The sequence below is a fragment of the Gordonia sp. NPDC003504 genome, from assembly GCF_053587995.1.
Genome location: NZ_JBSFPC010000025.1, coordinates 1 through 22,040, shown reverse-complemented (window position 1 = coordinate 22,040; position 22,040 = coordinate 1). Strand labels below are relative to the sequence as shown.

At 66.8% G+C, this 22,040-nt stretch carries 17 protein-coding genes; 4 read left to right on the top strand and 13 right to left on the bottom strand.

What is annotated here, in order from left to right; genetic code table 11:
- Positions 1–269: 269 nt before the first annotated feature.
- Positions 270–1,277 (bottom strand): isopenicillin N synthase family dioxygenase, encoded by a 1,008-nt coding sequence (locus ACWDPV_RS23865; protein ID WP_449744961.1) that lies wholly within the window; start codon positions 1,275–1,277, stop codon positions 270–272.
- Complete coding sequence (locus ACWDPV_RS23860) at positions 1,274–1,780, bottom strand: nucleoside deaminase (RefSeq protein WP_449744960.1); 507 nt, start codon at positions 1,778–1,780, stop codon at positions 1,274–1,276. The genes ACWDPV_RS23865 and ACWDPV_RS23860 overlap by 4 nt, the downstream gene beginning before the upstream one ends.
- Positions 1,781–1,867: 87 nt before the next feature.
- Here ACWDPV_RS23860 and ACWDPV_RS23855 point away from each other — a divergent pair, with 87 nt between their 5' ends.
- On the top strand, positions 1,868–3,421 hold the full coding sequence (locus tag ACWDPV_RS23855; protein WP_449744959.1) for a PucR family transcriptional regulator: 1,554 nt from the start codon (positions 1,868–1,870) through the stop codon (positions 3,419–3,421).
- Between the two features lie 94 nt (positions 3,422–3,515).
- On the opposite strand, the gene ACWDPV_RS23850 is transcribed toward ACWDPV_RS23855, so the two are convergent.
- The 5 genes from ACWDPV_RS23850 to ACWDPV_RS23830 all read right to left on the bottom strand — a co-directional run bounded on the left by ACWDPV_RS23850 (position 3,516) and on the right by ACWDPV_RS23830 (position 9,467).
- Positions 3,516–4,925, bottom strand: a complete 1,410-nt coding sequence (locus ACWDPV_RS23850; protein ID WP_449744958.1) for a purine-cytosine permease family protein — start codon at positions 4,923–4,925, stop codon at positions 3,516–3,518.
- A gap of 125 nt (positions 4,926–5,050) precedes the next feature.
- A complete protein-coding gene (locus tag ACWDPV_RS23845) occupies positions 5,051–6,310 on the bottom strand; it encodes a hypothetical protein (RefSeq protein WP_449744957.1) in 1,260 nt (419 codons plus the stop codon).
- Between the two features lie 249 nt (positions 6,311–6,559).
- Positions 6,560–7,189 carry a LutC/YkgG family protein gene (locus tag ACWDPV_RS23840; protein ID WP_449744956.1) on the bottom strand — a complete coding sequence of 210 codons (630 nt, stop codon included), beginning with the start codon at positions 7,187–7,189 and terminating at the stop codon, positions 6,560–6,562.
- Positions 7,186–8,730 carry a LutB/LldF family L-lactate oxidation iron-sulfur protein gene (locus ACWDPV_RS23835; protein ID WP_449744955.1) on the bottom strand — a complete coding sequence of 515 codons (1,545 nt, stop codon included), beginning with the start codon at positions 8,728–8,730 and terminating at the stop codon, positions 7,186–7,188. Before ACWDPV_RS23835 ends, ACWDPV_RS23840 begins: the two co-directional genes overlap by 4 nt.
- A complete protein-coding gene (locus tag ACWDPV_RS23830; protein WP_449744963.1) occupies positions 8,727–9,467 on the bottom strand; it encodes a (Fe-S)-binding protein in 741 nt (246 codons plus the stop codon). The genes ACWDPV_RS23835 and ACWDPV_RS23830 overlap by 4 nt, the downstream gene beginning before the upstream one ends.
- Before the next feature lie 391 nt (positions 9,468–9,858).
- On the opposite strand from ACWDPV_RS23830, the gene ACWDPV_RS23825 reads away from it, so the two are divergent.
- Together ACWDPV_RS23825 and ACWDPV_RS23820 are read left to right on the top strand one after the other, a co-directional pair.
- The gene (locus ACWDPV_RS23825; protein WP_449744954.1) at positions 9,859–10,497 is read left to right on the top strand and encodes a TetR/AcrR family transcriptional regulator; all 639 of its coding nucleotides are present in this window, start codon (positions 9,859–9,861) and stop codon (positions 10,495–10,497) included.
- Positions 10,494–12,602 carry a neutral/alkaline ceramidase gene (locus ACWDPV_RS23820; RefSeq protein WP_449744953.1) on the top strand — a complete coding sequence of 703 codons (2,109 nt, stop codon included), beginning with the start codon at positions 10,494–10,496 and terminating at the stop codon, positions 12,600–12,602. Before ACWDPV_RS23825 ends, ACWDPV_RS23820 begins: the two co-directional genes overlap by 4 nt.
- Before the next feature lie 68 nt (positions 12,603–12,670).
- On the opposite strand, the gene ACWDPV_RS23815 is transcribed toward ACWDPV_RS23820, so the two are convergent.
- Complete coding sequence (locus ACWDPV_RS23815; RefSeq protein WP_449744952.1) at positions 12,671–13,135, bottom strand: Lrp/AsnC family transcriptional regulator; 465 nt, start codon at positions 13,133–13,135, stop codon at positions 12,671–12,673.
- Between the two features lie 131 nt (positions 13,136–13,266).
- Between ACWDPV_RS23815 and ACWDPV_RS23810 the strand changes: the two genes are divergently transcribed.
- Positions 13,267–15,594, top strand: a complete 2,328-nt coding sequence (locus ACWDPV_RS23810; protein ID WP_449744951.1) for a transketolase-like TK C-terminal-containing protein — start codon at positions 13,267–13,269, stop codon at positions 15,592–15,594.
- Between the two features lie 7 nt (positions 15,595–15,601).
- Here the strand turns inward: ACWDPV_RS23810 and ACWDPV_RS23805 are convergent, their stop codons facing one another.
- The 5 genes from ACWDPV_RS23805 to ACWDPV_RS23785 all read right to left on the bottom strand — a co-directional run bounded on the left by ACWDPV_RS23805 (position 15,602) and on the right by ACWDPV_RS23785 (position 21,734).
- Positions 15,602–17,197: an MFS transporter gene (locus ACWDPV_RS23805; protein WP_449744962.1), complete on the bottom strand. Its 1,596-nt coding sequence runs from the start codon at positions 17,195–17,197 to the stop codon at positions 15,602–15,604.
- Between the two features lie 90 nt (positions 17,198–17,287).
- Positions 17,288–18,073 carry an enoyl-CoA hydratase gene (locus ACWDPV_RS23800; protein ID WP_449744950.1) on the bottom strand — a complete coding sequence of 262 codons (786 nt, stop codon included), beginning with the start codon at positions 18,071–18,073 and terminating at the stop codon, positions 17,288–17,290.
- 70 nt (positions 18,074–18,143) lie between these two features.
- Positions 18,144–19,259: an enoyl-CoA hydratase/isomerase family protein gene (locus tag ACWDPV_RS23795; RefSeq protein ID WP_449744949.1), complete on the bottom strand. Its 1,116-nt coding sequence runs from the start codon at positions 19,257–19,259 to the stop codon at positions 18,144–18,146.
- A gap of 116 nt (positions 19,260–19,375) precedes the next feature.
- Positions 19,376–20,782, bottom strand: a complete 1,407-nt coding sequence (locus ACWDPV_RS23790; RefSeq protein ID WP_449744948.1) for an FAD-dependent oxidoreductase — start codon at positions 20,780–20,782, stop codon at positions 19,376–19,378.
- Complete coding sequence (locus ACWDPV_RS23785) at positions 20,772–21,734, bottom strand: LysR family transcriptional regulator (RefSeq protein ID WP_449744947.1); 963 nt, start codon at positions 21,732–21,734, stop codon at positions 20,772–20,774. Before ACWDPV_RS23785 ends, ACWDPV_RS23790 begins: the two co-directional genes overlap by 11 nt.
- Positions 21,735–22,040 lie beyond the last annotated feature (306 nt).

Genomic DNA, 22,040 nt, shown 5'->3' with positions numbered 1-22,040 from the left:
AGGACTCGACCGGCGGATAACAACCCTACCAGCGGATGGGTGCTCGACCGACCAACGCGAGAACTGCTGCGAAGCAATGACTGACCTACGATCCTTGGCCCACCGATAGACACCAGACCAACCAACCCGCACCCGGCTCCGGCCGGGACCGCATCCGTTCTTTGACAACTCCACAGTGAAATATGAACGCCCGCAACGACGTGTCACCTGCTCGACGGCCTTCCTGCCGGAATGGTGCGCAGCACACGACACGTCGGCGGATGATCCGCTCAGCCGAAGGTGATGGCGTCCAACCGCTCCTTGATGAACTCGCCGGCAGCCACCGGTGGACGGCCCGAGTCATGGCCGATAGGCTCCCCGAGCGGGGTGACGACGGCGTCGTGGTCGAGTTCGTAGAAGAAGATCAGCGACACGAGATCTTCTTCGGGTGCGTCGGGCTGTGGCGGCAGTACGCGGTGCCGACCGGCCGGCCAACGGCCGCCCGACCAGTACTCGAGCAGATCACCGATGTTGATGGTCAACGCATCGGGATTGTAAGGTGCGTCGGCCCAACCACTCTCGTCGCTGAACACCTGCAGACCACCGGCGCCAGGCTCCCGATCCAAGACGGTGACCGTACCGAAATCGGTGTGTGGTCCGATGCGGAACTGTCCCGGTTCGGGTTCACCCACATCCGTCATCGGCGGATAGTGATTGATGTTCGACGTCCAGGTGGCATTGGCCGCCAGGCCCGCGAACGGATTCTCGTCACCGTCCATCCCCAGGGCCGAGGCCATCAAGGCCAGCAGGTCGTCCGACAGCGCCTTCATCTGGGTTGTCCACGCGGTGAACAGTTCTCGCAGTCCAGGAGCTTCCTGCGGCCACACGTCCGGGGCGAACCAGAAGTCGTCGATCTCCGGAATCCCGACCCGCGTCTGCGCTCCCGAGTTGTAGGTCTCCTTCAGATCCGGTGGCGTCTCGGTGCCCTCCGAGTACCCGTTGGCCTCGAGTCCCGGACCGATCCAGCCCCGGCCGCCGACACCAACGGCGTACTGCTGCTTGATATCTGCCGGCAACGCGAAGAACTCGCGTGCGGCGCTGCGTAGTTCGCGCGGTAGCGCCGGGTCGACACCGTGCCCGGTCACCAACAGGAACCCGGCCTTCTGCAACGACTCGTCGACGGCGGCACACACCTGCTGCGCGGCCGCCCCACCGGATCGCCACACAGACAGATCCACCGTCAGGATCGGACTGTCCACAGACGTGATCGACGAGGACGTATCCGGTGCGGCGGTCATCGTTCGTCTCCGTCGTCATCCCGGTCATCGGCCACTCCGATGTCCTCGTTCCAGAGCGCCGGATTCGCGGCGATGAAGTCGGTCATCATCGACACGCACCGATCGTCGTCGACGACGACGACATCGACCCCGAGGTCGGCCAGCCACGCCTCGCCACCGGCGAAGGTCCGGTTCTCGCCGATCACCACCGTCCCGATGCCGAACTGCCGGATCAGTCCGCTGCAATACCAGCACGGCGCGAGGGTGGTGACCATGATCGTCGACGAATAGTCACGCTGACGTCCGGCCGCCCGGAAGGCGTCGGTCTCGCCGTGCACCGACGGATCATCATGCTGGACGCGACGGTTGCGCCCCTCACCGAGCAGGGTGCCGTCGGCGGAGAACAGGGCGGCCCCGATCGGGATACCACCCTCCGCGAGGCCGGCTCGCGCCTGCCGAAAGGCCACGTCGAGGAGAGTCGCCGGATCGAGTCCCGCGGCGACGGTCGGGGCGGAGGTGGACATGACCTCGAGACTGCCGCCGACAGCCACCGACCTCAACCGACAATTCGTCCGGTCGCGAACGCCCGCGGGAGTGCATATCGTCCTCCCATGCCCGCAACATCCATCACGCCACCGACCCTGCGTCAGGTCATCGACCGGCATCTCGACCGCGCGGACCCGCGGGTTCTCACGGCGCACGATCGCCTCGACACAGCGGTCACCTGGGTGCACTCGAGCGAGATCTTCGAGATCGGGCCCCTGCTGGCCGGTGGTGAGCTCCTGCTGACCACCGGCCTGGGCCTCGCCGGGCTCGACGCCGGCACCCGTCGACACTATGTCCGCGACCTCGCCGACCGCGGGGTCGCGGGCCTCGCGTTCGAGATCGGCCGCACCTTCGACGCGATCCCCGAGGAGATGATCCGGGAAGGGTCGGCCGCGCACCTGCCCATCGTGGAACTGCGCCGCGTGGTGCCTTTCATCGAGGTCTGCCGGACCGCCAACACCGCGATCGTGTCCGACGAGGTGACCGACCTCCGGCTACGCAGCGAACTCGACGCACTGCTGCACGACGACCTCACCGCCCCCGGCGCCACCGCCGCGATGATCGATCACATCGCCGCCGCAGCACGCTGCCCGATCGTGCTGGTGGGCTCCGGCGGAGCGCTCATCTCCACTCACGGCGTCGACGATGATCGCGCGGCCTGGCGGGCCGTCGACACGGCGGTCGCCTCGACGCCAATCCTGGTGCGCGGCCGCGAGATCGGTCGTCTGTACGCGGGCACCGACCCGGCCGCATCGTCCGCGGCGAGTATCGACCTGCTGTTGCGCACCGGCGCGGGACCGTTGGCCGCGGTCCTCACCCGATCCGGCGCCAACAGATCATCGCTGGGCGCCCGACTGATCACCGACCTCGTCGGACGCCATCCGCTGCGTCGCGCGGATCTGCTTGCACGCCTGCATGGTTCCGGATTGGCGGTGTCGGACACAACGGTCCTGGTACCCGTCGCGGCGCACTCCCCCGATTCACGGATGGCCGACGCGGCTCTCACCCGCGCGGCGTCGCACCTGGGTGGGCTGATCCACGCCACCGTGGACGCCACCACCTACGCACTCGTCGCCGCATCGGCCGACACCACCGATCCCGTCACACAGGTACGCGAGGCATTGATCGAGGGCGGCTCCCAGGCCGTCCGATTCGAAGCGGTGGTCGGCGACGGGCATCCCGTCCACGGCACCGGATCCGGTTCCGGACCGGCCTCGACGCTCTCCGACGCACTGCACACGTGTTCGGAAAGACTGGACATGGCAGGTGATCTCCGACGAATCCACGGTGTGGTGGCCGGTCGTGAACTCCTCGTCGAGTCGACGGCCCGGTCATTGCCGACAACACCCCTGCGGGACGAACTCCTCGGTCTCATCGCGCCGCTGACCACTCACGATGCGGCGACCTCGGCGCAACTGGTGACCACACTCGACGTCCACCTCCGGCACGGATGCAGCGCCACCCGCTCCGCGGAGGAACTTCACATCGGCAGGCAGAGCTTGTACCAACGACTGGATCGCATTCGTGGGCTCCTCGGCTTCGATCCGACCGCTCCGGCGATCTACGGATCGATGTTGTTGGCCATCAGCACCTTTCAGGCCGAGAGCGTCCGACCCTGAGGTCGCCGGGCCCACCCAGAACCCACCCCATGGAACGGGGCCTCCCCGAGGAGCATGCCGGTCATCGAGGAGGCCCCGGGCTCGGATGCCGCGGTCAGGTGTACTGCCGCTGCGAGGCCTCGACGCGAGACCGGGCCAGGATCACATACCCCACGAATGCGATCACGAATCCGACGAATGCGCCGATGTCTCCGAGTTCGGGGACCGCGCGGACGACGTAGCCGACGAAGCGTTCCTGGTTGCAGAACAGCAGCACCGAGACGACGAGGGCGATGACGAAGGCGGCGACGCCTCCCCAGTTCGTGTACTTGCGGTCGTACAGCAGCGCCAACGGTGGCGGGTCACGCCGCAGGAAACGGTCGGCGAACACCACACCGAGCCACGGTCCGATCCAGTACGCGACGAGCAGCAGGAACGCCTCATACGATGCGGCCGCGTCCGCCAGCGCCCACCAGGCGACCAGGAAGCCGACGATGCCGAAGAACACCGACACCAGGGCACGCTGCGCGTTCATCGGCAGCTTGAAGCCCATCGTCACGAAGGCCATCGCACCGGAGTAGACGTTGATGGCGTTGGCCGCAACGGCACCGACCGCGATGGCCAGAAGCGTCAGATTCGCGATGGCGCCGGGGAAGTGGGAGGTGTAGGCCTCGGTCGGGTTGTCCGAGGTCGGTGCGCCGATGGTCATCGACGCCGCGCCCACCACCATGAGAACGGTGCACGACAGGAACAGACCCGCCGACGCGAACAGTCCGGTCTGGGCCTTGGACACGGTGGGCGGCAGGTACCGGGTGTAGTCGGCGGCGTACGGCGTCCAGCCGGCGGTGTAGCCGAATGCGGCGCCCATCGTCAGGAAGAAACCGGCGATCGAGAATCCGCCGTCGGCCGCCGGTGCCGACAGGTGCGACTTGCTGAAGATGATGACCGCACCGATCAGGAAGATCACCGCCAGCACCGGGGCGGCGAGGCGTTCGAAACGCTGCACCAGGTTGTGGCCGAAGAACGCGAACGCGGTCTGCGCCACCACGATGACGATGAGGCCGACCAGCGGGGTCAGGCCGAACAGTGTCGACAGGGCGAACGCGCCGCTGACACTGTTGGTGGCGAACCACCCGACGCCGCACATGACGGCCATGAAGGTGGCCGGGAGGATGTTGCCGTTGTGACCGAAACTCAAGCGGCCCAACACCATCTGCGGCACCCCGTGCAGCGGCCCCTCGGCCGACAGCAGGAAGTGGGCGACGGCACTGAGCAGATTGCCGATCACGATCGCCGCGACCGCCTGCCAGAACGACAACCCGAAGTAGGCGACGGAGATGACACCGACGAAGATCGTCGCGAACTCCAGGTTCGGGGCGGTCCACGTCCAGAACAGGCCGCGCGGCTTACCGTGGCGGGCCTCGAGCGGGATCGGTTCGTTGCCGCCGGGCTCGACCGCGAGGACCTTGGTGCCGTAGCCGAGGGCGGCCGTGTCGTCGACGGTGTCGGTGGGTGAAGCAGTCATGGCGACACTGTGCTGTGCCCGCCGCCGACCGGCAAGCGACGAAGTGTCAGCTGGGCGGACTCCACGGAGCGACAGTTCGCCCGTAGTCGCCGACGTCGGCCATCGCCATCGGGATTCCAATCGGCTCAGCGAACCGTGACGACCGTGTGCGCCGCCGCGTCACCGAGGATCTTGTGCAGGTTCCAGATCGGCCGATGCGATTCGAACTGCGTCTCGTAGGGCACCTTCATGGTCGCGACCAGCTCGGACCAGTGGTTGGTCACCATGTTCTGGTAGCGGGGCAGCAGTTCGGTGGTCACGTACTTCCACCGCAGGTCAAACACCGACCAGTCCCAGTTGGCGATCGGCGTCTGCACGCTCAGGGTGCGCCCGTCGGCGAGCTCGGCGGTGTAGGTGAACGGGATGAAGTTCCGCAGCGCCGGCACGCCCGCGATGGACGGCGATCCGGCGAGCGTCATCGCGTACGTCAGGGCGGCGCCGACGCCGTCGGCCTTGCGGTAGTTGCGGACGTTGTCGAACTGCCAGCCGACGACGTTGAACTGTTCCCGACGGAGCAGCGTCGCGTTGCCCTGCGCGATGCGGGATGCGTCGCCCGAGTCGATGTCGCGCCACGCGGCGAGAACGGAGTCGTCGAGCAGACCGGCCCGGTGCAGCTCCTCGATGCCGGCGATGCCGGTGCGCACGTAGGCCATGTGCAGCGGCATCAGGTCACTGAAGATCGCCTTCTGCATGACAAGGATCCGCTTGGCGAACCAGTCGAGGTCGGCGGGGGTGATCTTGTCGGCGGAGTAGGCCAGCGTCTGCAGCCCCTTCGGGAAGATCCCCAGAAAGCCCGGTCCCGCGACATCGGTTGTCGCCTCGATGATCTGGGCGGCCAGCGGTTGCAGCTGCGAGATTCCGTAGACATCACCGAGCAGCACCACGTCGGCGATGCCACCACCGAAGTCGGCGCCGACAAGGCCGGCCATCCCCGACCACTGCAGATTCTTGTGCGCGATCTGGAGGTCCTCATACAGCCGGTAGGACTTGATCATATTGCCGCGCATGGCGTGAAAGCCCTTCTGCGGATCCCATGCGGCCAGGTCGATACCGGCGGTCGACGTGGCCTGCACGAGCCGCCACTGAAAGAGCAACGCGGCGTATCGCTTCGGGTCGATGCTTGATGAATGCGCTTGGTCGACAAGCGAGTTCAGGGTCGCGATGTCGGTGGGCAATGCGGGGTTGACGCCACCGGCGGACTTGTCGGCGAACCGATTGGTCAGCGGGAGGTCGAGATAGCGATCGAGGTCGGCGGCGCGAGCCGGACCGCTCGCCAGTGTCGCCCCCACCACCGCGACGATGACCGCCAGAATGAGCCCGATGACCGAGCGTCGAGTGATCGACATATGGTTCCCGCCCTGCTTCGCCCCGACCGTCGCACGGTCGCGACGTGACGCCGCGAAACCTATCGAGGAGCAGATGACTCGGCAAGCTGCGGCCACATCGCACAATTCCGGACATCTACGCAGGTCAATGGGCATAACAGCCGCGCAACCCGCACTTGGGGCAAGATAAATGTGATGAGACTAACAGCGCAATTCGTCTCACGGCCCCCGCGTCGGAGCCCAAATGTCGGATCAGTGCGGCGGCCTCGCTCAACCGATGATGACCACATGCAGGGTCCGCGGGCCGTGCACACCCTCGACCCGGTCCAACTCGATGTCACTGGTCGCGCTCGGTCCGCTGATCCAGGTCTGCGGCCGACCGGCAGCGCCGTCGGCGATCAGGCGGGCGACCGCCTCGGGTACGTCGGTGACGATCTGTGCGGCATCGACGATGCACACATGCACGTCGGGCACCAGCGATACCGCTCGCCGTCCCTGGCCCGCACCGTGATCGAGGACGATGGTGCCGGTGTTGGCGATACCGACGGCGGCGGTGGTCACCACCGCCCCGATTCGATCCAGCTCGGCCGGCGAGAGCTCGTCGTCGTCGCGCCACGCGATGTCGAGGGCCAGCCGCTCGCGCAGATCGGGATCGGCCAGGACCGATCCACCCACCCCGTCCAGCGCACGAGCCACCGTGTCCGACAACGCATCTGCGGGTACCCGCTCGACGACAGCCCGATAGTCGGCGACCCGCTCGGCGAACCGTTCGACGGAATCGAGATCGCCCGTGGACACCGCCGCGCCGTAGCCCCAGTCGATCTCGTCGCGCCGCTGCTGGTCGTCGACGTCGGCGATCGCGCGCCGCACCCGGCCCAGGATGTCCTCGCGCGCACTCATTTACGCCCCGCCCCGCCGGTGTCGCCGGTTCCGTTGGCCTCATCGGTTGTGTTGCTACGGTTCGCTTTCCACCAGTCCCGGAAGGATTCGGCGGGCGGGACGGGTACGTCGCGGGCCGAACTCCAGCCCGACAACGGCCAGGGCAGCGCGCCGATCGAGGTGCGCCTGCCGAAGAACCGGTGACTCGTCGTCGCCGCCTTCTGAGCCGCTTCGAGTCGCCGGTGATCGGCGAAGGTCCACGCCATCGCCTTCATCGCGGCGGCCTCTGCACTCGGCAGTCCGCCACGCTTCTCGTCGACGACCCGGGTGCGTAAGTGCACCAGGATGTCCGGGATGTCGATGCGGACCGGACAGACGTCGAAACAGGCACCGCACAGGCTCGACGCGAACGGCAGCGACTGATCGACCTTCGACGAGGTGCCACGCAGTTGCGGGGTGAGGATCGCCCCGATCGGCCCCGGGTACACCGACCCGTAGGCGTGTCCACCCGCCCGCTCATACACCGGGCAGACGTTGAGACATGCCGAACATCGGATGCAGCGCAACGCATCTCGCCCCACCTCATCGGCCAGGACGTCGGTGCGGTGATTGTCGAGCAACACGATGTGCACGTTCTGCGGTCCGTCGCCGGGGGTGACACCGGTCCAGATGGAGGTGTAGGGATTCTCCCGTTCACCGGTACTCGAACGCGGCAGCACCTGGAGGAAGACCTCGAGATCGGCCCAGGTCGGCAGGATCTTCTCGATACCCACCACGGAGATCAGCGTCTCCGGCAGGGTCAGGCACATCCGGCCGTTGCCCTCGGATTCGACGACGACGAGGCTGCCGGTGTCGGCGACCGCGAAGTTCGCGCCGCTGATCCCGACCTTGGCGCGCAGGAACTTCTCCCGCAGATGCAGGCGCGCCGCCTCCGCCAGACGCCTGGGGTCATCGGTGAGGTCGTCCGGGGCCGGCCGCCCGACCTCCTTCATCCGGCGCAGGAAGATCTCGCGCACCTCACTGCGGTTGCGGTGGATGGCCGGCACCAGAATGTGACTGGGCCAGTCGTCGCCGAGTTGCACGATGAGTTCGGCGAGATCGGTTTCCCACGCATCGATTCCGGCGTCGGCGAGGGCCTCGTTGAGTTCGATCTCCTGGGTCGCCATGGACTTGACCTTGACCACCTCGTCGGCGCCGGTGTCGCGCACCAGGTCGACGATGATGCGGTTGGCCTCCTCGGCGTCACGCGCCCAGTGCACGACGGCGCCCGCGGCGGTGGCCTTCTCCTCGAATTCGACCAGGTAGGAGTCGAGGTTGCGCAGCGCACGGTTCTTGATCGCCTCGGCGGCCAGCCGCAACTGTTCCCAATTGTCGAGTTCGCCGACGACGCCGGCCCGCTTCTCGCGGATGATCCCGGTGGCGTGGGCCAGATTCCGACGCTGCGTGGTGTTGGCGAGTTCGTTACGCGCCGCCGCCGGGAACTTCGGCATCCCGACGAACGTGCGGGTCACCCCGACGTGCGGATGCTGTGCCGGGCGGGTATCCGGGGTGGTCGTACTCATGCCGGCTCCCGATCGGTCGAGGCGAGCACCTCGGCGAGATGCATCATGCGGATACCCGCGCGTTCCCGGTTGAGCAGCCCGCCGATGTGGGCGAGACACGAATTGTCCCCGGCGACGAGCACTTCGGCATGGGTCTCCTTGACGTGCGCGGACTTGTCCGATCCCATCGCCACCGAGGTGTCGGCATTCTTCATCGCGAACGTGCCACCGAAGCCGCAACACTGCTCGGCCGCAGGCAGTTCCACCAGATCGATGCCCCCGACCGCCCGGAGCAGTTGTAGCGGCTTGTCGCCGACCCGCAGCATTCGCAGCGAATGACATGTCGGGTGGTAGGTGACCCGGTGCGGAAAGTAGGCGCCGACGTCGGTGACGCCGAGGACGTCGACGAGGAACTCGCTGAGTTCGTAGACCTTCGGCGTGTAGGCGGCGACCGCCGAGATCAGGGCCGGATCGCGCGAGCGTTTCGCGAGATCGGGGTGCTGGTGGCGCACCGACCCGATACACGACGCCGACGGCGCCACCACCGCGTCGTAATCCCCGAAGACATCTGCGAACTGCCGAACACCGGGGATGGCCTCGTCGGCGTAGCCGGTGTTGGTGAACATCTGCCCGCAGCAGGTCTGCTCGACGGGGAATTCGACACTCACCCCGAGCCGCTCGAGGAGCAGAACCGTGGCACGCGGCGTGCCCGGCCACATCGTGTCGTTGAAGCAGGTGGCCAGCAGCGCGACCCTCATGGGGCGGGCACCGGCGTCATGAGGCGGATCGGGCACGGCGACTGGCTACCGTACGGTGCGTCGGGCAGGTTCTTCAGACGCAGGTTCATGAGACTCCGTATCGTGGGCCGGCGAACGGGGTTGAGGTGATCGAACCACACGTGGTCCGACCCCACGACCGTACGCCCGTTGGTGCCCAACGGCCGTTGCGGGATCCGGAGGGTGGCGGCGACCCGGGCGTACGCCGCACGATTCGGCATGGCCGGGGAGACTTCGCCGTTTGCCGGGACAAACCGCGGCCCCTGATGCATAGTTGACCGAACGATCAGTTGACCGCTCGGTCAACTCTGACGGACACCGGCCTGCGGCGGAGACGCGGAAGGCCTGAATCGGGGGGATTCGAATGCGTCGGATGACGTTCGACCAGCGCCGTGCCGAACTGATCGACGCCGCGATCCGGGTGATCGCGCGCGACGGTCTGGCCGCGGCGACGACCCGCGCCATCGTCGGTGAGGCGGGGATGCCGCAGGGCTCGCTGTTCTACATCTTCTCCTCCCGCGACGCGCTGATCAGTGCGGTGATCGAGGAGATCACCACCACCGAACGCCGCGGCGCGTTGCTCAGCGTCGAAATGTCCGGACCCGATCGCGACCTCCGGGAGGTCCTGGCCGCGGCGATGGACGCCTACCTGCGTCTGCTGGAACGCAACCCGGACCGCGAACTGGCCCTGCTCGAGGTGGCGGCGCACGCGATGCGGCACGATCCGCCGGCCGCACATCGCCAGTGGCAGACCTACCGGGCCACCGTCGCCGAGGCCTTGTCCTTCATCGCCGACACCATGTCGATGCGGTGGACGCTGCCCGTCACCGACCTGGCACACATTGTGACGTCCACTCTCGACGGGCTGACGTTGTCCTGGCTCACCGACCGCGACGGTGACGCCGCGCGGCGCCACATCGATCTGCTGTCCGGTACCTTCGCCGCACTCGCGGTATCCGAGTACGACCCGGTCGAGGCGACCGGCACGTCACCACAGGGGGAAACAGTATGACCGACCAGTTCTCGCACACCGAGCGGGACCGCCCCGACCGGGACCGACCCGGCGTCACCCGGCGCGGATTCCTCGGCGGTGCCGCGGCCGCCGGCGCGAGTGCCATCGGGCTGGCCGCCACCACCACCGGTACCGGTGGCGCGCAAGCCGCACCGACGGGCGGCGGGTATCTCGTCGGTGCCGGCCGGGGTGATGTCACCGGCGCCATCGCCGGTCAGGGCATGATGGGCTACTCCGACCTCGAACAGGTGGCAACCGGTCTGCTGCAACGGGTGTGGGCTCGCGCCTACATCATCGCCGACGCGGCGACCGGCAAACGGGTGGTGTTCGTCAACGCCGACCTTGCCCTCATCTTCGAATCCCACCGCGTGGGCGTGATGAGGGAACTGCGCAAGCGGTTCGGCTCCACCTACACCGACGAGAACGTCAACCTCAACGCCACCCACAACCACAACTCGTGTGGCGGGACCGCCTGGGATTACGCGTATGTCCTTGCCGCGCTGGGCCATCGGGAGAACTCGTATCGCGCCGAGATCGACGGGATCGTCGACGCCATCGTCGCCGCACACCGGTCGCTGGCGCCGGGCACCCTCGAGATCGGGCACAGCGAACTGCACAACGCCAGCGCCAACCGCTCGTTGGATGCGTTCACCAACAACCCGGCACCGGACAAGAACCACTTTCCCGAACACATCGACCCACAGGTGACCGGACTGCGACTTCGTCAGGGCGGCAATGTCATCGGTGAGATCACCTGGTTCGCCACGCATGGCACGTCGCTGACCGATGCCAATACCCTGATCTCCACCGACAACAAGGGGTACGCCTCCTATCTGGCCGAGAGCCGCACCCCCGGTGTGGTGGCGTCCTTCCCTCAGACCAACGCCGGTGACATGACGCCGAACCTGTGGCTGCGCAAGATGAATCCGGGTGGACCGACCGATGACCGGCGAGCCAACTGCGCGATCATCGGCGAACGGCAGTTCCAGGCCGGACAGCGCGCCCTCAGTTCGGCCCGAACCCTCAGCGGTGGAATCGATTACGCCTACCGATTCATCAACATGGCCGATGTGCACATCGACGGTCACTACACCCCCGACGGGCGTGCGGCCCGAACGTCGCCGGCGATCATGGGTGCCGGGGCCGCGGCGACCAGCACCGAGGACAACACCCGTAGTCAGTTGGGCTTCCTGCACGAGGGCATGGTGTTGCCGTTCGCGCGGGCACTCGGCATCGACACGAATGTCACGCCACCGGAGTGGGCGCAGCAGATCCAGGCACCCAAGTTCGACCTCTTCCCGCTCGGCTATCTGCCGCCGCGACCCTGGATACAGGAGACCCTGCCGATCCAGCTGATCCGCATCGGCGACCTCGTGCTGGCCGCCGGGCCGGCCGAGTTCACCATCGTGGCCGGCCTGCGCATCCGCCGGATCGTCGCCGACGCCCTGCGCGTGCCCCTGGAAAATGTGCTGTTGCAGGGATATTCGAATGGCTACAGCCAGTATGTGACCACCCCGGAGGAGTACCTCTCCCAGCAATACGAGGGCGGGGAAACCCTCTTCGGCCGCTTCACTTTGTGCGCCTACATGCAGGAATTCGACCGACTCGCCCGCGCGATGGCCGCCGGTCGCACCCTCGGCTCCGGTCCGCGTCCGGCCGACACCAGTGGACTGCAACCCGATCTGCTCGGTGGTGTGCCCGCCGACACTCCCGTTCGCGGCGCGACCTTCGGTGCGGTCACCTCCCCACCGAAGGCGACATATACTGCGGGACAAACGGTGTCGGTGACCTTCTCGGGAGCCCACCCGCGCAATAAGGTGCATCGCACCCGCGCCGACGGAAGCCGTCCCACCGACGGGTACTACGTCATCGAACGCTTCGATGGCGGCCGCTGGGTGACCGCCGAGGACGACAACGACTGGAACAGCGAACTGCACTGGGCCCGGCCGGCCGGGCAGGACACCGCATCGGCGGTCACCATCCTCTGGCGAATCCCGCAGGGCACCACGGGCCGTCACCGCATCCGGTACTTTGGTGACGCAAAATCTGCTGCTGGTCAACTGAAGTCGTTCGTGGGGATCAGTCCGGCGTTCGAGGTCGGCTGATCCGGGGGACGCTGATTCGGGGACACTGATTCGGCGTGGGTTGCGTGCCGCGACTCCCGTCGCCGTGATCAGTCAAGTAGCTGGTCGACGCGGAAATCGATGAGGGTACGCATCCGCAGCGCGGTGCTGCTGCGTTGCACGCCGTCGATGCCGAGGATGACCCCGGCCACCCGATACAGGTCGTCGGCGTCGCGCGCCACCACCTGGATGAGCAGATCGGTGTCGCCGGTCAGTCCGTGCACCTCGATCACCTCGGGGATCCGGACGAGCGCGGTGGACACCTGCGCGAGTTGGCGCTGCGTCACCTCGGTGAAGACGTAGGCGCTGATCGGGTATCCGAGGAATTCGGGGTCGATGCGCCGATCGAATCCCCGCAGCGCCTCGGCCTCGTCCCAGCGCGCCATCCGTGCCTGGACGGTGTTGCGTGAGAGGCCGGTCAATTCGGCGAGCGCGCTCGTCGTCGCGCGCGGCGCCCGGATCAGCGCCCGCAGGATGCCCCGATCGGTGCCGTCGAACCGGAATGCCTTGGGCACTCTGATCACCTCACCTCACCGCCGACATCATCCGGGTTGGCATTTTGCACAAACCCCCTCGAAACTCTGGCACAAAGGGGACGGCCGGCGCCAGACTGTGGATCATTCTGCATCACCAGGAGGTACAGGCGATGACCACCAGTTCGGCGCCGGACACCGACGTCACCCGCGAGCGCGACGACGTCCTCGAGGAGATCGCGGCACGCGTGCTGTGGACCTCGACGGCCATCGTCCATCACGCCAACCGGATTCGGCCCAACCCGTCTGGGCTCAAGGTGGGTGGCCATCAGGCGTCGTGCGCCTCGATGGTGTCGATCATGACCGAATTGTGGTTCGAGCAACTCCGCTCCGGCGATCGCGTGTCGGTGAAACCGCATGCCGCACCGGTGCTGCACGCCATCAACTACCTACTCGGTGATCTCGACGCCGAGCACCTCACCCGGCTGCGGGAGTTCGGTGGCCTGCAGAGCTACCCGAGCCGCACCAAAGACCCGGACACCGTGGACTATTCGACCGGATCGGTCGGTATCGGTGCCACCGCACCCATCTGGGGTGCCATCGCCCGCCGATATGTGACGACCGCCTTCGGCACCGGCGGAACGGGCCGGCAGTATTCCCTGGTCGGTGACGCCGAACTCGACGAAGGCGCGGTGTGGGAGGCGATCCTCGATTCGTCGGTGGCCGAACTCGGTGAGATCGTGTGGATCGTCGACATGAACCGGCAGTCCCTGGACCGTGTCGTCCCCAACATCGCTGTCCCACGTCTGGAGGCGATGTTCGCCGCCGCCGGCTGGCAGGTGATCACGGTGCGATGGGGCCGACTGCTCGAGAAGCTCTTCGATCGTCCCGGCGGGGACGCGATGCGGACGCGGATCACCGAGATGTCCAACCCGGAGTATCAACGTCTATTGCGTTGTGACGTGGGCGAATTGCGCTCCAGGCTGCCCGGTGACGGACCTGGTGCGCCCGCGATCGCGACGCTGATCGCCGATCTCGATGACGCGACAGTCCACGCGGCGATCCGCAACCTCGGCGGACATGACCTGTCGGCGTTACGCGCAGCGTTCGACGCGATCGACGACAGCCGCCCCACTGTCGTCATCGCCTACACGGTGAAGGGATACGGCCTACCCACCCAGGGACATCCGCAGAATCATTCGTCGCTGCTGACCGTCGAACAGTTCGACGAGTTGGGAGCACGGATGGGTGAGGATCCGGCTCAGCCGTGGCATCGGTTCGCCGAGGATTCCGCCGCGGGCCGGCTCTGCGCGGCGACCGCCGCACAACTGCGCCGAGAACCGATCCGGCAGCTCCCAACATTCACAGTGCCCGCCGACATCGGCCGCACCCCGCCGGCGGTGTCGACAACCCAGGCGGCTCTGGGGCGCACGCTGTTGGACCTGAACCGGCAGGCCCCCGACGTGGCGAAGCGGGTGATCACCGTCAGTCCCGACGTGAGTTCGTCGACCAACCTCGCCGGCTGGCTGAACAAGGTCGGGGTGTGGTCACCCACCGAGCGTCGCGACTGGTTCGACGACGACCGCGAGACCCTGATGCATTGGCGAGAACGTCCCACCGGCCGGCACATGGAACTCGGCATCGCCGAAACCAACCTCGTCGGGCTGATCGGCGAACTCGGCGCCACCTGGAGCCGGTGGGGTGAGCCGCTGCTCCCCATCGGCGTGCTGTACGACCCGTTCGTCGAACGGGCACTGGAACCGTGGTCGTACGGCATCTACGCGGGCGGCCAGTCGATCCTGGTCGGCACCCCGGCGGGGGTCACGCTGGCGCCCGAAGGTGGTGCACACCAATCGATCAAGACCCCGTCGATCGGCCTGGAGCAACCCGGATGTGTCAGCTATGAACCGGCCTTCGCCGTCGACGTCGAATGGACCCTGCTCGATTGCCTTGCGCACCTGGGTCGCCCGGACGGGCGTTCGGCATATCTGCGGTTGTCCACCCGGCCGGTACAGCAGGCGCTTGCCGACGTGCCGACCGACCCGTCAGCCCGCGAACGCCGTCGACGTCAGGTGGTTGCCGGTGGATACACATTGCGACACAACAAGAATCCTGCTGTCACCCTCGTTGCCGTCGGCGCCCTGGTCACCGATGCCCTGGCCGCCGCCGATCGACTGGCGCAGATGGACATCGCCTGCGATGTCGTGGTGATTACCAGTCCGGGGAAGGTTTTCGAGGCATTCCAGTCACGACGCGGGCAGGGTGACGCGCCGACGTGGATTCTCGATCAGGTTTTCCCGGCCGACCGCGCGACACCGATGGTGACGGTGCTCGACGGCCATCCGCACACCTTGGCATTCCTCCCCACGATCAATCGTGTCGCCTCGATTGCGTTGGGCGTCAGCCATTTCGGTCAGTCGGGTTCACTTGAGGACGTCTATCGGATCCACGGGATCGACGCCGATGCCATGGTGCGCGCAGCCCTGGACCTGATCTCCTGAGGACCGCTCAGGCCTCCTCGGACACCGTATCCCGTTCGGAGGCGTAGCGGCGCATCGCCTCACGCTCCCCGACAGAGTCGGGGTAGAAGAGAAACACCAACAGCGCACCGAGTCCGACGATGCCGATCGCGGCGGCCAATGCGCGGGTGTCACCATCGACGAATGCGTCACGGGCGGCGGAGATGATCTGTTCGGAGTACTGCGGATACCGTTGTGCGAGATCGGCGGCACTGGCAAAGGATTTGGTGAGTGCGGTCTGCGTCTGCGCGCTCACCTCGTCGGCATGGGGTGATCCCTGAATGCTCTCGGTCAGCGCCTTCGCGTATCCAGCGGTCAGGATCGCGCCCAGAATGGACTGCATGATCGCGCCACCGAGGTCACGTTGCAGATCCGAGGTACTCGAGGCCATACCCGCACGCGACACCGGCACCGAACCGGTCAGCGAGTGGGAGGCCGGTGTCCCCGCGAAGCCGACCCCCGCACCGATCAGGACGTAAGCCGCAATCACCGACCACACCGGTGCGGTATCACCCCAGAGCGTCAACGCGATGACCAGTCCGCAGATGATGAAGGCGTATCCGATGAGCAGGGTGAAACGCGATCCGATGGATTCGACGAGCTTGGCCGACTGCGGCGCGACGACGATCATCGCCGCAGCCGCGGGCAGGGCGAGCGCACCCGCCGCCAGCGTCGAGTATCCGAGGACGTTCTGCAGGTACTGCTGGCCGACGTACATCGCACCCATCAGGGTGCCGAAAACCACGATGCCGCCGACCGCGGCGACCCAGAATGTCCGCCGCTTGGCGATGCGGAAATCGTAAAGCGGCACCTTGATTCGCAACTGTCGCCACACGAAGAACAATGCCGAGACCGCTGCGACGGTCGTGAGAATCCACACCGCGGTCATCATGTCGTCCATCGGCGCGAAGTTGATCGCCAGGACGGTGGCGCCGACGAACAGGATCGAGAGAACCCCGCCGAAATTGTCCACGGTGACCGCCTGATCACCGCCGTCGCTCGGGACCAGGAACCATGCGGAGACCAGCGCCACCACCGCCAGCGGAAGCGTGACCAGGAAGACCGAATGCCAATCGAACTTCTCCAGCAATGCTCCGGACAGGACCGGCCCGGTGGCCGAGATCGCCCCTCCGAGCGCCGACCAGGCGGCAATGGCCTTGGTGCGCCGGGCACCGGTCCACAACGCGGTGATGATCGCCAGCGTCGTCGGATAGGCCAGACCGGCGGAGATACCGCCGAGAACACGGGCACCGAACAAGACGTTGGGATCGCCGGCGAAACCGGCGATCAGCGACGCCGGGAGAGTCAGCAGCATGCCGTAGACCAGGAGTCGCTTCCGGCCGAACCGGTCACCGAGAACACCGAAGTACAACACCGACGCCGCGAGGCCCAGCGAGTAGCCGACCGCGATCAGGTTGAGTTGCGTTGAACTCGCGTCGAGGGCCTTGCCGATGTCGGGCAGCGCCACATTGGCCACGGCCAGATTGATGTTGGCGACACCGGCGACGAGGATCAACGCGGTCAGCACGAGTCCTGCACGCTGGGGGGCCACCCCTTGGTCGCTCACTGCGCCATCAGTCGAGATCACTCGTCGACCCTACGATGCGATACCGTCCGCGTGAAGCGCATCGTCGCAGTTCGTGGCCGATTCACCCGAGGTGTATGACGGTGCGGATCATCGATGCGTGAATTTCGGATCGCGCTTTTCGACGAACGCCGCCATCCCCTCGGTCTGGTCGTCGGTGGCGAACGTCGAGTAGAACAATGCCCGCTCGGCGCGAACTCCCTCGGTGAGGCCGGACTCGAAGGCACGGTTGACCGCGTCCTTGGCCAGTGCAGTGGCGATGGCCGACTTGGCGGCGATGGTCGCGGCGACCTCCAGGGCGACCTCGAGCGCCTCCTCGGTGGGGACGACGCGGCTGACCAGACCGAGGCGTTCGGCCTCGTCAACCTTCATCTGCCGGCCGGTGAGGACCATATCCATCGCCTTGGCCTTGCCGACGGCGCGGGTCAGGCGCTGCGAGCCACCGATACCGGGAATGACGCCGAGATTGATCTCCGGTTGCCCGAAGACCGCGTTCTCACCGGCAATGATCGTGTCGCACAACATCGCCAGTTCGCAGCCACCGCCGAGGGCGTATCCGGTGACGGCCGCGATGATCGGGGTGCGCAGCCGCGACAGATCGTCCCAGGCGCCGAAGAACGACTCGCTCACCACGTCGGAGTAGGTCTTCGACAACATCTCCTTGATGTCGGCACCCGCCGCGAATGCCTTCGTCGATCCGGTGATGACGACGGCCCCGACGTCCGGATCCTTGTCGAAAGCAGTTGCGGCGGCGACCACTTCGGTCATCAATTCGGTGTTGAGCGCGTTGAGCGCCTTGGGTCGGTTGAGGGTGATGATGCCGACGCGGTCGCGGCGCTCGACGAGAATGGTCTGGGGTTCCGGGTTCTGGGTCATGGGTGGTTCCTCGGGTGATCGGGTCGGGTGATCGGGTCGGGTGACCGGTCCGGTGGGCCGGAGGGTGCCGTCAGGCGTCGGCGGTGTCGAAGGTCAGTTCCAGGTCATCGGGAAGTGGCCGCAGGAAATCGGCGACGAGGGCGTCGGTGACCTGATCGGCCGGTTGCCAGCTCGGATTGCGATCCTTGTCGACGACCTGGGCGCGGATGCCTTCGGCGAGATCCTTGTGCAGCAGCGAACGCAACGACACGCGATACTCGCGGCGCAGCGACTCGGCCAGCGTGGACGTGGTTTCGGCGTCACGCAGCGAGGCGAGGGTGACCGCGAGTGCGAGTGGACTCTTGCCGGCGATCCGATCGGCGGTCGCGGTGGCGAACTCGGTTCCGACGGCGCGGCAGTTGCCCACGATCTCGCCGACGGAATCGGCGGCGAAGGCGCCGGCGATCCATGCGCGCTGCTCCAGGAGCGGGGCCTCCGGTGGCGTCACCGTGTACTCGGCGAGCACATCGGCCACCGCCCGGTCGGCGAGCGCCGCGACGAACTCGTCGAGGCGGTCGGCGGGAATGTAGTGGTCGGCCAGGCCGAGAGCGATGGCTTCAGCGCCGTTGACCGGGGCGGCGGTGAGCGCGAGGTAGGTGCCGAGGTGATCGGGCACTCGGGCGAGCAGATGGGTGCCGCCGACGTCGGGGACGAATCCGATGCCGACCTCGGGCATCGCGAGGCGGGTGCGGTCGGTGACGACGCGGGTGTTGCCGTGGGCGGAGATGCCCACGCCGCCGCCCATCACGATGCCGTCCATCAGTGCGATGTAGGGCTTGGGGTAGTCGGCGATGAGGTGGTTGAGCCGGTATTCGTCGTGCCAGAAGCGCCCTGACGGGCTGTCGGCGGCGTCGTGGTCGGTGTGCTGACCGTCGCTGAGGACAGCGCCGTCGCGGTGGATCGCGATGATGTCCCCACCGGCACACAGGCCGCGCTCCCCCGCGCCGCGGATGACCACGGCGGTGACCGCATCGTCGGTCTCCCAGTCCCTAAGCGTCGCCTCGACCGCCAGGTCCATTTCATGGTCGAGCGCATTGATCGATTTCGGCCGGTTCAGGGTGATGATCCCCACCTGGCCACGACGCTCGGTGAGGACCGAGGGTGGCGCCGCCTGCAGGTTCGACGACTCCTGATTCGCTTCCGTCATGAACAGCCTCCTGGTGCGCATGGACTCCCGCTCGGGCATCCCATTTAGTTGGATATCCTAGTTTCTCGTTCGGCACAACCCCGCACCGGGCCGTGAGGGACGTGTGCGCCGACGTCTCACAATCGTTCGGCGAGCCGACGCGCAGCCAATTGGACCGCTTCCCATACGGTCGCGAACGGCGGTGCGTAGGCGAGGTCCATCTCGGCGAGGTCGTCGACGCTCATCGCGCCCCAGAGTGCGGCCGCGATGGTGTCGATGCGTTTGCCCGAGGCCTGCCCGCCGACGATCTGACCCCCGAGGAGGCGTCGGGTGTGGCGGTCGGCGACGATGTCGATCGCGATCGGTGAGCTCTCGTTCATGTATCCGCTGGCCGTCGACGAGTCGGTGATCAGCGATACCGGATCGAATCCGGCGGCCGCGGCGTGACGGGTGGACAGTCCGGTGCGGGCGATCTCGAGGTAGCCGCCCCCGGCCCGGAATCGGGTGATCGCGGTACCGAGGGCACCGGCGAAACGTTCATTGCCGCCGACGATGTTGTATCCGCACACCCGTCCCTGCTTGTTGGCGTGCGTACCCAACGGCAGGAATGCCGGCCGTCCCGTCATCCGGTCGGTGACCTCGCAGCAGTCACCGGCCGCCCAGACACCGTGGCCGAGGTATTGGTGATCGTCGGTGCGGTAGCCGCCGAACTCCCCGACCGGCAATCCGGCCTCGACGCCGAGGGCGGTGGCCGGGCGGACGCCCAATCCCAGCATCACCACGTCGGCGTCGAGCGTCCTCCCGCCTCGGGTGGTGAGGCGTTTGGTGCCGTCGGTCAGCAGCTCGGCGGATGCGATGATGTCACCGGTGACGACTTCGACACCCGCCTCTCGGAGGGTGTCCGCGATGCGATCACTCATCTCCGGATCCAATGAGCTCATGACGACGCTACGCGTGATCAGCGTTGTGGCACAGCCACGTTCGAGGAGCGCTTCGGCCATCTCGATTCCGATGTAGCCGCCACCGACGACGAGGCCACGACGGCCTTCGCCGGCAGCCGACGGGCCGAGGAGATCGAGCCAGTAGCGTGCATCATCGAGTGTCTTGGCGGCCTGCACGCCGGGGAGGAGCTCGCCGTCGGCGTCGCGCGCCCAGTCGGGGATGATGGGTTGTGCTCCGGTTGCCAGCACGAGGGTGTCGAACCCGACGCTGTCCGAGTGGCCTTCGCCGGTGAGGGCATCACTGATCGAGACGTCGACCTGTCGCACAGACAGGTCGATCCGCTCGGCGGTGACACCCATCCGTAGGTCCACACCCATGGCGCGATGCTGCTCGGGGCTGCGTGCACTCAGTTCGTCTTCGGAATCCACCAGTCCGGCAACAAGATACGGTATTCCGCACGCCGAGTACGAGGTGTCCTGGGTTCGTTCGAGCGCGATCACCTCGATGTCACGGCCGGCCGTTGCGGCGCTGCGGAGCGCCTGGTGTGCGGCACTCATGCCGGCGGCATCGGCGCCGATCACCACGATGCGTTCAGTCGTCACTCTCCGTCGCCTTCCGTTTGGTCATCTTCTTTGTCGGTCGCCGCGGCGGCCCTGCCTCGTGGAGACTCCTGTCCGGGAGAACGGTGACCGCCTCCCGAAGGTGATTCTCTATGGCGGAGACCGCTTTTCGCGGGCGCGGTCGCGTCAGCGATTCGTAGACCCGCGCGGCGCGCACCCCTTTGAGTTCGAGCGGGACGACGCCGGGGTGGCGAGCGGCGAATCGCGGCATCAGGGCGATGCCGTGATCGGCGGCGACGAGAGCCTCGATCGTGGTGAAGTCGAGCATCCGTTGAGTCACTCGCGGTGCGACACCGGTGAGGGCCGAAATCGACAGCAGGACATCGTCAACGGGAAAACCGCCTTCGACGCTGATCCAGTCGCGGTCGGCGAGGTCGGTCACATCAATGGTGCCTCGGTGCGCCAAATCGGAACTGCCGGATACGATCACGTCGAGTGGCTCCCGCATCAGCTCGGTGACATGAACCCGAGGGTCGGTCACCGCAGGCATCCGCTCGTCGCGATGCGTGACGACGATGTCGAAATCGGCCAGGGCCGGTGGGGCTTCGGGATATCCGACGTCGAGATGAAATGCGGTGACATCTATCCCGGACTCGGCGGCCTTGTTGAGCACCGCCGGAAGCAGCAGGGATGCACCGGAGGGGAACATCGCGAGTCGCACCATGGAGTGTCCGGAACCGTAGGAGGCCATCTCCTCCTGGGCGCGGTCGACGGCGGCGATGACCTCATCGGCCCGCAACACCAGCGCCTGCCCGGCAGGGGTGAGGCGGATGCGCCGTCCGTCGGGTTCGAGGAGTTCCACACCCGCCTCCCCCGCAAGCACCTTGAGCTGCTGGGACACCGCCGACGGCGTCATGTGCATCGCCTCGGCCACCGCCCCGATGGATCCACGGTCGGCGAACTCACGCAGCAGGCGCAGCCGACGGATCTCCATGGAGCCGATCCTAGTGTGCGCCCGTCGTATGACGTCGCGACCACGGAGGAATGAGGTGTCGTTGCGCTGCGCACCACCGAGGAGATGGCCGTCGAGCGTGGCGACACCTATCGCCGGCATTTCTGGTTCTCTGTGGAATTGTCAAAGTACCGATGCGGTCCCGGCCGGAGCCGGGTGCGGGCTGGTTGGTCTGGTGTCTATCGGTGGGCCAAGGATCGTAGGTCAGTCATTGCCTCGCAGCAGTTCTCGCGTTGGTCGGTCGAGCACCCATCCGCTGGTAGGGTTGTTATCCGCCGGTCGAGTCCC

Excerpts from the sequence above, each read along its gene's own strand:
- ACWDPV_RS23865 (WP_449744961.1), bottom strand. The coding sequence starts at position 1,277 with ATGACCGCCGCACCGGATACGTCCTCGTCGATCACGTCTGTGGACAGT.
- ACWDPV_RS23860 (WP_449744960.1), bottom strand. The coding sequence starts at position 1,780 with ATGTCCACCTCCGCCCCGACCGTCGCCGCGGGACTCGATCCGGCGACT.
- ACWDPV_RS23855 (WP_449744959.1), top strand. The coding sequence starts at position 1,868 with ATGCCCGCAACATCCATCACGCCACCGACCCTGCGTCAGGTCATCGAC.
- ACWDPV_RS23850 (WP_449744958.1), bottom strand. The coding sequence starts at position 4,925 with ATGACTGCTTCACCCACCGACACCGTCGACGACACGGCCGCCCTCGGC.
- ACWDPV_RS23845 (WP_449744957.1), bottom strand. The coding sequence starts at position 6,310 with ATGTCGATCACTCGACGCTCGGTCATCGGGCTCATTCTGGCGGTCATC.
- ACWDPV_RS23840 (WP_449744956.1), bottom strand. The coding sequence starts at position 7,189 with ATGAGTGCGCGCGAGGACATCCTGGGCCGGGTGCGGCGCGCGATCGCC.
- ACWDPV_RS23835 (WP_449744955.1), bottom strand. The coding sequence starts at position 8,730 with ATGAGTACGACCACCCCGGATACCCGCCCGGCACAGCATCCGCACGTC.
- ACWDPV_RS23830 (WP_449744963.1), bottom strand. The coding sequence starts at position 9,467 with ATGAGGGTCGCGCTGCTGGCCACCTGCTTCAACGACACGATGTGGCCG.
- ACWDPV_RS23825 (WP_449744954.1), top strand. The coding sequence starts at position 9,859 with ATGACGTTCGACCAGCGCCGTGCCGAACTGATCGACGCCGCGATCCGG.
- ACWDPV_RS23820 (WP_449744953.1), top strand. The coding sequence starts at position 10,494 with ATGACCGACCAGTTCTCGCACACCGAGCGGGACCGCCCCGACCGGGAC.
- ACWDPV_RS23810 (WP_449744951.1), top strand. The coding sequence starts at position 13,267 with ATGACCACCAGTTCGGCGCCGGACACCGACGTCACCCGCGAGCGCGAC.
- ACWDPV_RS23800 (WP_449744950.1), bottom strand. The coding sequence starts at position 18,073 with ATGACCCAGAACCCGGAACCCCAGACCATTCTCGTCGAGCGCCGCGAC.
- ACWDPV_RS23795 (WP_449744949.1), bottom strand. The coding sequence starts at position 19,259 with ATGACGGAAGCGAATCAGGAGTCGTCGAACCTGCAGGCGGCGCCACCC.
- ACWDPV_RS23785 (WP_449744947.1), bottom strand. The coding sequence starts at position 21,734 with ATGGAGATCCGTCGGCTGCGCCTGCTGCGTGAGTTCGCCGACCGTGGA.